Source organism: Kribbella deserti (assembly GCF_042434725.1).
Classification (GTDB): Bacteria; Actinomycetota; Actinomycetes; order Propionibacteriales; family Kribbellaceae; genus Kribbella; species Kribbella deserti.
In genome coordinates this window covers 106,284-119,520 of record NZ_JBHLTC010000029.1, presented here as the reverse complement: position 1 = coordinate 119,520, position 13,237 = coordinate 106,284, and the positions used below count along the sequence as shown (strand labels likewise).

Annotated in this window: 9 protein-coding genes; 4 read left to right on the top strand and 5 right to left on the bottom strand. The window is 68.3% G+C overall.

The features are described 5' to 3' along the window. Window positions 1–138: 138 nt before the first annotated feature. The 3 genes from ACFFGN_RS22325 (at window position 139) to ACFFGN_RS22315 (ending at window position 6,415) form a co-directional block, all read left to right on the top strand. The gene (locus ACFFGN_RS22325; RefSeq protein ID WP_380050867.1) at window positions 139–2,589 is read left to right on the top strand and encodes an ATP-binding protein; all 2,451 of its coding nucleotides are present in this window, start codon (window positions 139–141) and stop codon (window positions 2,587–2,589) included. 362 nt (window positions 2,590–2,951) lie between these two features. Continuing rightward, a complete protein-coding gene (locus tag ACFFGN_RS22320; RefSeq protein ID WP_380050865.1) occupies window positions 2,952–5,351 on the top strand; it encodes an ATP-binding protein in 2,400 nt (799 codons plus the stop codon). A 377-nt stretch (window positions 5,352–5,728) separates the two neighbouring features. After that, window positions 5,729–6,415 carry a hypothetical protein gene (locus tag ACFFGN_RS22315; protein ID WP_380050863.1) on the top strand — a complete coding sequence of 229 codons (687 nt, stop codon included), beginning with the start codon at window positions 5,729–5,731 and terminating at the stop codon, window positions 6,413–6,415. Between the two features lie 88 nt (window positions 6,416–6,503). Here ACFFGN_RS22315 and rsrA read toward each other — a convergent pair whose 3' ends face one another. The 5 genes from rsrA to ACFFGN_RS22290 all read right to left on the bottom strand — a co-directional run bounded on the left by rsrA (window position 6,504) and on the right by ACFFGN_RS22290 (window position 10,634). After that, window positions 6,504–6,776, bottom strand: a complete 273-nt coding sequence (gene rsrA, locus ACFFGN_RS22310) for a mycothiol system anti-sigma-R factor (protein WP_380050861.1) — start codon at window positions 6,774–6,776, stop codon at window positions 6,504–6,506. Next, window positions 6,773–7,411 (bottom strand): sigma-70 family RNA polymerase sigma factor, encoded by a 639-nt coding sequence (locus tag ACFFGN_RS22305; RefSeq protein ID WP_380050859.1) that lies wholly within the window; start codon window positions 7,409–7,411, stop codon window positions 6,773–6,775. Before ACFFGN_RS22305 ends, rsrA begins: the two co-directional genes overlap by 4 nt. Before the next feature lie 102 nt (window positions 7,412–7,513). After that, window positions 7,514–8,143 carry an alpha/beta hydrolase family protein gene (locus ACFFGN_RS22300; protein WP_380050857.1) on the bottom strand — a complete coding sequence of 210 codons (630 nt, stop codon included), beginning with the start codon at window positions 8,141–8,143 and terminating at the stop codon, window positions 7,514–7,516. Between the two features lie 170 nt (window positions 8,144–8,313). After that, on the bottom strand, window positions 8,314–9,117 hold the full coding sequence (locus ACFFGN_RS22295) for an SOS response-associated peptidase (protein ID WP_380050855.1): 804 nt from the start codon (window positions 9,115–9,117) through the stop codon (window positions 8,314–8,316). Window positions 9,118–9,818: 701 nt separating this feature from the next. Then, entirely contained in the window at window positions 9,819–10,634 is an 816-nt protein-coding gene (locus ACFFGN_RS22290) for a hypothetical protein (protein ID WP_380050853.1), read from the bottom strand. A 228-nt stretch (window positions 10,635–10,862) separates the two neighbouring features. Here ACFFGN_RS22290 and ACFFGN_RS22285 point away from each other — a divergent pair, with 228 nt between their 5' ends. Further along, window positions 10,863–13,223, top strand: a complete 2,361-nt coding sequence (locus ACFFGN_RS22285) for a sigma-70 family RNA polymerase sigma factor (RefSeq protein ID WP_380050851.1) — start codon at window positions 10,863–10,865, stop codon at window positions 13,221–13,223. Window positions 13,224–13,237: the final 14 nt, after the last annotated feature.

Genomic DNA, 13,237 nt, shown 5'->3' with positions numbered 1-13,237 from the left:
GCGCCGGAAGTGGCACCTGACCAGATCGCTTGAGGCCGGTTACAGTCGATGGCGTTGTGGGCGGCTCCTACTGGCTGGGCCCGACGGCTGGATTGGGTTGAACCACAGCGCCTTTTGTTCGGGGGGAGGATCGGGCCGATGGTTTCGGGGAGTACGTTCGGGGATCTGCTGCGGCAGTTGCGGACGGCGGCGGATCTGACGCAGGACCAGCTCGGCGCGCGGGCGGGCCTGAGCGCGCAGACGGTCAGCACGCTGGAGCGGGGAACACGGAGCAAGCCGCGCCGGGAAACGGTCCTCCTGATCGCCAACGCCTTTCAACTATCGGCCGACGAGACCGAACACCTCTTGCGCTCCTCCCGCCACACCGATATGGAGCAAACCGGCAGCACCCCAATTCAGACCGGCGCGAGCGGCATCGTGCCGAGAACGCTGCCACCGGTCACCGCCGATTTCACCGGCCGCACGCGCGAGGCGGCCGCCGTACGGGCGCAACTGGATCGCTCAACCGGTTCGAGCGGTTTGATCGTGATCACCGGTATGGGCGGCGTCGGCAAGACCAGCCTCGCTCTTCAAGTCGCTCACGAGATGGCGCCTACGTTCGCCGATGGACAGCTGTACGTCGACCTCGGCGGGTTCGCGACCGGCGGCCCGACCTCCAGTATCGATGCGATCGCCATCCTGCTTGGCGCGCTAGGTGTTTCGGCCGCCGATATTCCCGCCGATCCGGCTCTCGCAATCGGGCGTTACCGCTCGCTGGTGGCGGACCGGCGGATCCTGCTCGTACTCGACAATGCATTGGACGCCCGCCACGTCGAACCGTTGCTGCCTACATCGGCTGGTTCAGCCGCGATCATCACCAGCCGAAGGGCACTCGTGGTCGCCGGCGCTGGTCAGATCCGGCTGGACACCTTCACCGAAGCCGAAGCCGTCGCGATGCTGGCGCAGACGTCTGGCCGGTCCCTGGACGAGGATCTCCAAGCAGCTAAGGAGATCGCCCAACATTGCGGCCGGCTACCGCTCGCCCTCCGAATCGTTGGCGCGCGCTTGGCCGCCCGGCCGTTCTGGTCCGTGACCGCGATGCGCGACCGGCTGGCGGACGACCGGCGTCAGTTGGACGAGCTGGAACATCACGACCTCGGTGTCCGGCGTTCGCTGGCCATTTCGATCGACCAACTCACGAGCAGCGATGACGAAAGGGATCGGCAGGCGGCGGCCACCGTGCGACTGTTGCCGAGCGCACCCGGCCAAGACTTCAGCACCGAGGTCGCCGCGGCCTGGATCGACCGCGACCCCAGTTCCACCGAGCACCTTCTCGAACGCCTGGTCGACAACGCCCTGCTCGAAAGCCACAGCCCCGGCCGCTACCGCTTCCACGACCTGATCCGCGCCTACCTCCGTGAACTGGGCGCCCCCAAAGATCATCAGCACGCCTCCCTCACCAGGGCGCTCCGCCTCTACGCCCGCCACGCCTGGCAGGCGTCGGACCGGTCCTGGGGTATCGACGAGCGCCTCACCTGGTACGACGACCTGACGCTCGGCACCGTCGCATCATTCGCTGACGTCGCTACCGCCGCGGCTGCCGACTGGCTCGGGCTGGAACGACGGAACCTGCTCGAGGCGGTGTCAGCGGCAACGACGGAACATGACGCGCTGATCGTGCAACTCGGCATCGGATTGATGCCCAGGTACATGGATCTGGCCATGCAGGCTGACGCCGCAGCGGTGAACGCCACCGCGCAGCAGGCCGCGATTCGCCTTGGTGATCTCGCCGCTCAAGCCGTCCTACTTCATGACGCCGGGGCGATCCTGTTCGAGACCGGCCATCCGGATGAAGGCCTTGACCGGTTCGAACGCGCCTTGATCCTGGCCCGTGAAGCCGACGATCACGTCGCCGAGGCGATGGTGCTCCGTAACCTCACCCATGTGTACGCCATCGTCAGGCGGCTCGATGACAGCATTGCCGCGGGCGAACGCGGTCTAGCGCTGCTGCGACGGCCCGATGTGCCGCCGCGTGCCTCTCAGATGCACATGTATCTCGGCGTCGCTCACGGTCTCCGAGGTGACACCGAGCGGGAGTTGGCTTGTTTCGAGCGTGCAATCGCCCTGGTAGAACAAAACCCCGCCGAGTTCCGTAGACGCCACAACGTCTACAAGCACATCGGGATGGCTCATCGTCGTGCAGATCGCCTTGAAGAAAGCGCCCGGCTTCTGAGGCTTAGCGTGAAAGCGGCCGAGGCCGCCGTGCAGCTACCAAATCGATGCGTGGGGCTCGTCGAACTGGCGCGCACCCAGCTTGCGCAGGACCGGCCTGCTGAAGCACTAGACACAATCCAGGAGAGTGTTGAGCAGGCCCGCGCGATCAACGTGCAGTCGCTCGAAGCGCGGGCCCTCTACGTGATGGGCGTAGTTCTACAAGCCCGTGGTGACTCAGCCCAGGCCGAGATCTGCTGGCGAACCGCTCGATCCATGTACGAAGGGCTTGGGCTCACCATAGCCGCCAGGGAGTTGGACGAGGTGCTGAGCAACTCAGCACAGGATCTCGGCAAACACCTGCACTGGTACGACGGACCGATGATTCGTCAGCGTTGAGACAATCGCCGTAGGAAATTCACCGCCAGATGCTGTTCTGAGTTAGAAGAAGTCGGCGTGATCCGCAGCGGTCCGCCCGCGACCGGATCGCAGGTAGTGGCGAGGCCTCTGGGTGCGGTCTGAACCGGAAATGGGGCCGCTAACTGGCGGACAACGGCCTAGGTTGTCGGAGGCGTCGTTCATAATGACGCTTGGACGGGTTCTGGGGAGAGCCGGCCGACGACCGGAGGTGTTGATGGCGGTCCGTTCGGTTGGCGGCGCGTGGCCGTCGGATCATCCGTGCGCGGGTTGTCGCGCGGGTAGTGGTCTGGGGGTGGTTCGTCAGGTCGGCTTCCTGACGAACCAGCTGAAAGGGGGACGGTTTGGCGAGTGAGTTGTTGGGGTTCGCGGCGTTGTTACGGGAGTTCCGGACCCGGGCTGGGCTGACCCAGGCCGGGCTGGCGGAGCTGGCGACGTTGAGCCCGCAGGCGGTCAGCACGCTGGAGCGGGGCAAGCGGACGTCTCCGCGGCGGGAGACCGTGCTGTTGCTGGCCGAGGCGCTTCGGTTGTCGGCGCACGATCGCGCCCGGCTGCTTTACGCGTCGCGGCCGGATTCCGAGCCACCACCCGAGCCCATACCGGGGACCGATTCGCCCGAGCGCGCCGACGTACCAAGGATGTTGCCGCCCACGGTCGGGGATTTCACCGGCCGGGAGCGGCAAATCGCCGAGCTCACGACGGCCTTGAGCAATACGACGAGCGTCGGGGTCGCGGCGGTGGTCGGGATGGGCGGCGTCGGCAAAACCGCCCTCGCGGTGCATGTGGCACATCAGCTGGCTGACGAGTTTCCCGACGGGCAGTTGTACGTCGACCTGCGCGGGTTCGGCCCGGACGACCCGATGCCGGCCGGGCAGGCCCTCTCGATGTTGCTCGCCGCCCTCGGCGTACCGGCGAACGAAATCCCGGTCGATCCCGTGCACGCGGCCGGGCGATACCGCTCGCTGCTCGCGGGGAAACGGGTCCTGGTCGTGCTGGACAACGCCTCCGATGCGCAGCAAGCGCTCGACCTCCTGCCCGGTACGGCCGGATCCGCGGTGATCGTGACCAGCCGGCGGTCCCTCACCACGCTGCCCGGGGTGCAACAGATCCAGCTCGACACGTTCTCGGACGGCGAGGCCATCGGTTTGCTGGCGAGTGTGGCGGGTGATTCCCGGATCGAGGCCGAGCCCGCCGCCGTACGGGAGCTGATCCGTCGCTGCGGGCATCTCCCGCTGGCCATCCGGATCGTCGGCGCGCGTCTCGCCGCCCGGCCGCCGTGGCCGGTTTCGCTGGTGAACACCCGTCTCGGCGACAAACACCGGCAACTGGACGAGCTCGAGCACCACGATCTGGGCGTGCGGAGTTCGCTCGGGTTGTCCCTGGAGCAGCTGGCGCAGAGCGACGATCCGCGCGACCGGCAGGCGGTCGAGGCGCTGGTGGTGCTGACGTTCTGCCCGGGGCCGGATATCGGGATTCCCGCGGCCGCCGCGTTGCTCGACGTCGATACGGATACCGCCGAGCGACTGATGGAGCGCCTGGTCGACAACGGCCTGCTGGAGACGCGTCTGCCCGGGCGGTACCGATTCCACGACCTGGTCGGCATCTACGCCCAGGAGTACGGCGCCGCCCAGCTGCCACCGACGGCCCGGCCTATCGCGATCGAACGACTCCTCAAGCTGTACGCCGGAATCGCCTGGCGCCTCGCCGACCTGCAGTACGGCCTCGACGAACGTCAGACCTGGTACGACGCCGACCTGGTCGGGCCGTTGCCGACGATCGACGACGAGGCGGCGACGACCGACTGGTTCTACTCGGAGCGCCGGCATATCCGCGCGCTGATCCGGCTGGCTCTGGGCATGAGCGAGCGGATCGACCGGCTCACCGTGCAGCTCACCACGGCCATGTTCCCCGTGTACCAGAACGCGAGCATGATGGCCGACTACCTCGAACTCGGCGCCCTCACACGCGAACGGGCCGAACCGGCCATGCTTGGCATCGCCTGGCACGACATGGCGGCGGCGCTGGGCCATCTCGGCCGGTGGAATGAGGCAGTCGAGGGCATGCGGAAGGCGCTCGACCTGTTCGAAAAGGTCGACGACCAGCATGGCCGGGCCGCCGCGCTGTGCAACCTCAGCTACCTCTTCGCGCTACTCGGGCGGATCGAGGAGGGCATTCGCGTCGGCCATCAGGCCCTCGAGATCGCCTCAGCGCTGGAGAGCCACTCGCGCGAGGTGCAGTGTTACCTCTCGCTCGGCATCTTGTACGGGCACGAGGGCAATTCCGAGTGCGAGCTCGACTACTACGACCGGGCGCTCACCCTGCTCAAGGACGCCGACCGGCCGCTGCGACTGGCCCGCGCGCTCAACAACATCGGCATCGCGCACCGGCGGGCGCACCGGCTGGTCCAGAGTGCGGAGGTGCTGCAGGAGAGCATCACCGTCTGCCAGCGGAACCACCTCACGACGTTCGAGATCATCGCGACGGTCGAACTGGCCCGCACCCAGCTGGAGCAGGACAAGCTCGCCGACGCCCTCGCGCACGGCCGTACCAGCGCGGAGCGGGCCCGGATCCTGCACGACCAGACGTTGGAGGCCCGCGCGCTGCAGGTGGTCGGGTGCGTACTCGACGCCCGCGGCCTACACGACGAGGCCCGCGCCGAGTGGACCGCCGCCCGCACGCTGTACGCCGAACTCGGCGCGAAAGCCTCCGTCGACGACCTCGAACTACTCATCAGCCCGAACTGACCGCTCCGCTGCCAAGCACTGACAATCGCCGTCCCGGAATAGCGATGGAAGCTGGTCAAACCACCCCGCGCGCCTTCATACTGTGGGCCGATCCGGCAACCCGACCCCCCACGGGCCTGTCCGAGCCCTGGTATCCCGCGTCGAAGAGAGCTGCCGTGAAATCGTCCGTCATCAGTGTTTCCGTCCTGTTCGTGCTCGCCGGGGTTGCCGGTTGCGGAGGCGCAGAGCCCAGCGCCGGCCCGTCTGTCAGTACGCCGACCTCGGCCGCGCCTGCCACCAGCACGCCGTCAGCTGCCCCGAGTGAAACCTCTGGCGGCAGTACGAGTCCGTCGACGGCGCCCTCGACAGGGGCCACCGCCCCGACCATGCGCCCTTCGATGACGTTGCCGCCGCCCGCGAGAGGTCCGTTGACGCGCGAGAACTTCGGGCCGCAGGTGCTCCGTGCGCTCAAGGCCAAGGGCACTGTCGCCGTGACCACGACGACCACCGACGGCGACGGCACCGCCTCCATCACAGCGAATCTGCGCTTCAAGCCAAACACCACCGATATGTCGGTACGGGCCGATGGCATCCGCTTCGTTCGGATCGACGGCGTCTACTACCTGAAGGACCAGAGCCTCACGGGGAACCCGGCAAAGCCGTGGGTGGAGGTCACAACGTCGGTGCGGCCCCGGCTCGGCATGTCGGCCGCGCTCGCCGAGATCGTGGCGGGTCAGTCCTTGCCGCATCTACTCGCGAACGGCGCGCCGTACGCCACTTTCACGCGTGGCCCGAAGGAGAGCGTCGAGGACGACGTGGCGACGAAGTACCGCTTGGTGATCGACCTGCGGAAGGCCGTCGCGGCGAAGGCCCTCGCGCCGTACATCAGCACGTCCGAGGATCTGCCTAAAACTCTCGACGTGACGATCTGGCTCGGCGCTGGAAACCTGCCGGTGCGGGTGGCGTTCATGACCACGCACGAGAAGCACGGGCGCACAAGTCTGCAGGCGACATTCACCAGTTACGGCGAGTCCCTGCCGGTGGCGGCGCCTCCCGCCCACGAGATCGCGCCTGCCAAGGGGTAAACGGCCATCACGGCCGAGCGCTTGCCGGTGCGTCGATCAAGGCCTGACGGGAAAGCCGAAGCCCGGCCTGGCGCGGAGGCCGGGCTGATCACTCCTGGGTGGTGATCTCCAGGCGGACTTCGGTGATGCGGGCCAGGATCTTCTGGCGCAGGGCGTCGGGCGCATGCTCTTCGCCGCAGGAGCGGTTGACGAGCTTCTTCACGCAACGCTCCAGGTCGTACTCGTCGAGGCAAGGCGCGCACTCGTCGAGATGCGCCTTGATCTCGGCGCAGCTCGCGTCCTCGAGTTCGTTGTCGATGAAGACATAAACCCGTTGCAGGATTTCTCCGCAGTCGACGTCGTGGTTCCCGCCGCAGCTCATGCCTTGTCCTCCGAACCGTTCGCGGCCGCGTCGGCCTCAGCCTTGGCGTCCGCCGGGATCAGCCCTCGGTCACGGGCGTAGTCCGACAGCAGATCGCGGAGCTGGCGCCGGCCACGGTGCAGCCTGGACATGACGGTCCCGACCGGTGTTCCCATGATCTCGGCGATCTCCTTGTAGGGGAAGCCCTCTACGTCGGCCAGGTAGACCGCCAGCCGGAAGTCCTCCGGGATCGACTGCAACGCCTGCTTCACGTCGCTGTCGGGCAGGTGCTCCAGCGCGACCGCCTCGGCCGACTTCAGCCCGCCCGGAGTGTGGGACTCGGCCGCGGTGAGCTGCCAGTCCTCGATCTCCTCGGTGGGCGACTGCGTCGGCTGCCGCTGCTTCTTGCGGTAGCCGTTGATGAAGGTGTTGGTCAGGATCCGGTACAGCCACGCCTTCAGGTTGGTCCCGGGCGTGAACTGGTGGAACGAGCTGTAGGCCTTCGCGAAGGTGTCCTGCACCAGGTCCTCGGCGTCCGAGGGGTTGCGGGTCATCCGCATCGCGGCGGCGTACATCTGGTCGAGGAAAGGCAGCGCCTCGCGCTCAAAGCGCTCGGTCCGCTGCTCGGGAGTCTCGGTGGTCGTCGGAGTCGGCATCGTTATCGAGAATACCGGGCTCTTGACCATCGGTTTGTCCACCGTCAGGGATCTCACTGCCATATCCGGGTCAACAAGGGTCCGGTACGGCGCATTCCCGGCTCAGGCGATTGTCCGGGTGATCCATTCCAGGGTGGCCTCGACGAGCAGGTCGTAGCTCTCCTGCTGGGTCAGTTCGGCCCGTTTCGGCACCTTGAACGAGTGGTCCGCGTCCGGTACGACGGCCATCTCGGTCAACGGCGGGAACTCGTCCGGCGCGCCGAACGGGTCCCGCTCCCCCTGGATGACCAGCGTGGGCAGTCGCGCGCCGCGCAGCTCGTCCACCCGGGTCTTGTCCGGTTTACCCGGCGGATGCAACGGAAACGACAGCGCCAGTACGCCGGAACCACCCAGGCTGGTCGCCGTACGGCACGCCACCCGGGCCCCGGCGCTACGGCCGCCGAGCACCAGCGGCGTACGGATCCGGAGCTGTCCGATCGTCGCGATCCACGCCTCGTCGAGCAACTTCGGAGCGGGCGCGAGTTTCTTGCCCGCGCGGCGCCAGGGCTGCTCGATCAGGAACACGTTGATGTCCTGCCGGGGCAACCGGGCAGCCAGCGCGGCCAGATCGCCGGCCTCGATTCCACCTCCGGCGCCGTGCCCGAGTGCCAGCGTGGCGATCGGCCGCCGGGCCCGGTGCGCCACGATCCGTGCCTCACCCTGCGGAGTCGCCACAATGCGTTCGTCGGTCACGGAGCGATTCTGTCATCTACCCAAAGCAACCAGCACCGTCTGTGGTCTGAATCCGCGGTCCATCGTCCATCGGCCTGTCGCATCCTCGGTCCGTCGCGTCCTCGGTCCATCGGTCGCTCGGTCTTGAACCGGCGCGGTCTTGAACCGGCGCGGTCTTGAACCGGCGCGGTCTAGAACAGGGTGGGCTCCTCCTTCACCTCCACCACGGCGTCGGCCGGGTCCGCGCCGTCCAGCGGCAACGGGTCGATCAGGTGCCGGCCGTTGTTCTTCACCGAGCTCACCGCCTTCGACACCGGATAGGCCTCCAAGCGGCCGGGCGCGGCGGGAACGAGCAACCCGAGCAGGTCATCCGGATCCGAGCGGCGCGGATCCAGCCAGGCGTCGTACCGCTCCTTCTCGACCAGCAGCGGCATCCGGTCATGGATCCGGCCAAGGTCGTCGGTCGCGGTAGTGGTCAGCACCGTGCAGGTCCACAACCAGGCCTCGTCCTTCTCCGGATCGGGCACGGTTTTGTCCCGCCAGATCTCGTACAACCCGGCCATGGCCAGCACTCCCCCGTCGCTGGGGTGGATGAAGTACGGCTGTTTGACCGGTTTGCCCTTGGTGATCTGGTCCGTCTCGTACCACTCGTAATAACCGTCGGCCGGCAGGATGCACCGGCGCGAGGCGAACGCCTTCCGGAAGGCGGGCTTCTCCGCGACGGTCTCCATCCGGGCGTTGATCAGCCGGCTGCCGATGGTGGTGTCCTTCGCCCACGACGGCACCAGGCCCCACTTCACCGTGGTGAGCTTGCGGACCACCTCGTCGGGATTCTCCCGGTCCTTGCGCTCGACCACGGCCAGCACCGGATCCGTCGGCGCGACGTTGTAGTTCGCCTCGACCTCCTGCACCGTCTCGCGCACGTTGCCCGCGTCGATCTCGAACTCGACGACCAGGTCACCCGGATCCCTGCTGGACGCATATCGACCACACATACACCCACCCTAAACACCCCCACCGACAACCCTCACCCCCACACGAGCCCCACCCCTACCCCCGCCCGCCGTCCTTCCACCCCACACCCAAACCTGTGGAAACCCCTCCCCGCGAGGCGCCTAGTTGTGCCGCCCTCCCCCGCCCTCCCACCTTCCGACGGTCGGACGCAAAATGCGGCACATCTGTGGAAAACCCTCCCACGAAGTGCCCCGTTGTATCGCCCGCACCGCCCCAACCTTCCGACGGTCGGACGCGAAATGCGGCGGGCTCGGGCTAGCGAGGGTTCTCCGAGCGTGGACAGGTACGGCGAACGGCGTTCGCGCCAGGGGCGTCCACAAGGGCGCGCCGCATTTTGCGTCCGACCGTGGCAGCGGTTTCCACAGCGCGCCGTACTCCGACCGTGGCAGGGGTTTCCACAGCGTGCCGCATTTTGCGTCCGACCGTGGCAGGGGTTTCCACAGCGCGCCGCACTCCGCGTCCGACCGTGGCAGGGGTTTCCACAAGGGCGTGCCGCATTTTGCGTCCGACCGTGGGAGAGGTGGTGGTGGTGGCGCCGCTCGCGGGTCGGAGGCGGGACGCGGTGCCGGTGCGGCGGCGCGGGTGGGGAGGAGGGCGGCGGGGGCGGATCGCCCACCCCGTGATGGGCGATCCGCCACCGGCTTTGGTCCCGGTCATCCCCCCGTGGAAGACCGGGACGGGATCAGGTGCGGGCCAGTTCGTCCAGGACCCGGGCGGCCCAGGGTTCGGAGGCTGGTAGGCCTTCGATCCAGATGCGGGCGTGCTGGGGTGGATCGGAATCGGGGCGCCAATGCGCGATCAGCGCGCGGAGCGTCTCCACCTGTTCCGGCAGGGCGCTGTCACGTGGGACCAGTGCCGTGGCCCGGCGGGTGCCGAGACGGCCGAGCACCTCGCCGCCGCAGAAGACGATGCGCAGGCATTCGGCGACGTCGACGAGGCGCAGCTCGCGGTCCACCGGCGGCAGGTCTTGGCGCCAGATCGGTTCGACAACGACCAGAGCGTGGGTCGACGGTACGGACGTGCCACGGACTTCGGCCTCTCGGTAGATCTCCCCGAGCCGCGACCGGACGTGGGCCATGCTGGCCAGCCCTGTCAGCGGGTCCTCGCAGGAGAGGGAATGCAGATAGGTCAACGACGACTCCGACCAGCTGGAACTGAGTGCGCGTACCGCCGCGAAAGCCGGCTCGCCCCCGGCGAACGAGCGGTACAACGCACTCAGCCCATCAAGTGCCTCCAGCAACGAGACTCCGTCTTCCGCCAACTGGCGGCCGACCTCGCTACTGGCAGGCACAACATCGGCACCGTCCTGCAACGCCTCGGCGATAGCCAGATAGGCGCTGCGCTGGATGCCAGCAGTTCCGTGCGACTCCCTCCAACCGCACGGCGGCCCCGAGTCGTACGACGCTTCCGGCCGATCCTGGGCGGGAGACCCCGCCAGGTCGTGGGTGCGTACGGAGAACAGGTCGAACCGCCTGCGGAGATCCGCGAACAGCGACATGCTCCTCCTCGAAACGCGTCCACTTTGCCGCCCGACCAGGCGGCCGGAAGCGTCTTACGGGAGAGAGACCGCCGTCATGACGGTTCATGACGCGGATTCGGAGAAGTTTTTTCGCAGAAGTTTTTCGCGTCATGGAAGGTGCGCTCGCACGTCACACATGGGAGTCTTGATCCGGCGTTATCGTCACTGCCTGTGACTTGCCAGTGACCTGCCCTGAACGGAGAGCATGTGACCTCGACGGAGACACCCGAGCCACCCAGTGATGCGGAGTTCATCGCGCGGGTGCGGGCCGGTGACCTCGAGGCGTTCGGTGAGCTGTTCGCGCGGCACCACCTCGCCGCGGAGCGGATGGCGCGGCAACTGGTGCCCGCGGCCGACGCCGACGACCTCGCCAGCGACGCGTTCGCGAAGGTGCTCGATGCCCTGCGCAACGGCGGCGGCCCGGACATCTCCTTCCGCGCGTATCTGCTGACCACGGTCCGCCGGGTGCACGTCGACCGGATCCGCGCCGGTAAGAAGGTGCAGAGCACCGACGAGATCGAGTCGTTCGAGCGGACCCCGGAGTCGTTCGACGACCCGACGGTGACCGGGTTCGAGAGCGGCGCCGCGGCGAAGGCCTTCGCCAGCCTGCCCGAGCGCTGGCAGGCCGTGCTCTGGCACACCGAGGTCGAGGGCGAGAAGCCCGCGACGGTCGCTCCCCTGCTCGGCCTCACCCCGAACGGCGTCTCCGCGCTGGCCTACCGGGCTCGGGAGGGCCTTCGGCAGGCGTACCTGCAGCAGCACCTGGCCGACGTGGCCGGGGATCGTTGCCGCTGGACCACCGAGCGCCTCGGTGCCTATGTCCGCGGCGGCCTGACCAAGCGCGAGGACAAGCAGGTCCGCGCGCATCTGGACGAATGCGCCAAGTGCACCGCGGTCTACTTGGAGCTCGTCGAGGTCAACAGCGCCCTGCCCGCGCTGCTCGCCCCGGCTCTGCTCGGTGCCGCCGGTGTCGGCTACCTGGCCGCGACCGGCGCGCACGCGGGTGGCGCCGGCATTCTGGTCGGCCTGTGGCAGAAGGCCACCGAGAACAGCACGCGTACGGCGGGAACGGCCGCGGGTGCCGTTGTCGTCGTACTGGCCGCCATCCTCGCGGCGCTCGCGCTGACCGGTGGCGACGATAAACCCGAGGCGGTGACGCCGCCGCCGAGCGCGCGGCCGACCGCGGCCCCGCCGACGGTGGTGCCCCCGACGGCCGTGCCACCGAGCGTGAAACCACCGACGGTCAAGCCGCCCACGGTGAAGCCGACGACGACGGTGCCGCCGGTTCCCCCGGTCGAGCCGACCGATCCGCGGCCGACGACACAACCGACGGATCCGGAACCGACCGATCCGCGGCCCACCCAGAGCCAGACCCAGACCACGGCACCGCCGCCTATCACCCCGAGGCCGACGGTGCCTCCGCCGACCTCAACCCCGACCCCGCCGCGGCCCACGCCTCCGCCGCCGACCACGCCGGTGCTGGACGAGGGCCTGCTGACGATCAGCTCGCCACCTTCGGGCGGCGGTTCGGCCGGCGCCATGGACGGCACCGCCCAGGCGGCTCCCCCGGCGACCGAGCAGCGGATCCTGTCGATCTCGGTGCCGAAGGGCAACACCAAACCGGTCGTGGTCAACATCCGGTACGGCAAGGCCCTCGGCTGGCCGGTGAGCAAGAACCCGGCCGGCTGGGCCTGCGTCCAGTCCACCGGCACGTGTACGGCGCGCAAGCCGTCCGCGCCGCACCGCCTGCCGATCAGCTTCGCCACCCCGGCGGGTGGATCGGTAGCGGATCGCACGTTCACGGTGTCGGCCAAGACCGGCCGGTTGTACGACGACGACTCGCAGACCCTGGTCGCACCCGAGGTGGTCGACGAGTCCCTGCTGAAGATCACCACCCTCAATCCCGATCCGAACCCGGACGCCTATAACCGCGCGCTGCTGGTCGACGTACCGGCGGGTGCTTCCGGGCCGGTCGTCCTCCAACTCGAGTACGGCGACTCGCTCGAATGGCCGCTGCCCTCGAACACCCCCGGCTGGACCTGCCGGCGCTCGGTCGGCACGTGCACGGCGGCCAACCCGCGCAAGCCCGCTCCGTTGTACGCCGAGTTCGAAGTCCCGACCGGTGGTGGCAGCGGCCAGCGCACCTTCACCGTGAAGGCGCGCGCCGGTTCGTACCGCGACGACGACGCGGAGACGCTGGCACCGGTCCGGGAGGACGACGGCCTGCTGGCGATCGTGAAGCCCGGGCTGTTCAACGACCCGAACCCGCATCGGTACAACCGGTACCTGCTGGTCAGCGGCGCACCGCGCAAGGTCTCGCTGGAGATCAGCTACGGCAGCAACCTGACCTTCTACCTGAAGGCCAACCGCGGCTGGACCTGTAGCCGGTCCAGCGACAGCCGCCGGGTGTTCTGCTCGACCGACGACTACCGGTCGGCCGCGAAGTTCGACGCGGAGTTCGACGCACGTCCCGGCCACGGCAGTACCAACACGGTGAGCGTGCGGGCCATCGCCCGCGGCCGGATCGACGCCGACTCGGTCGGCATCCCGCCCAAGAACGGCTGGTAGGGGTCCACCCGGTC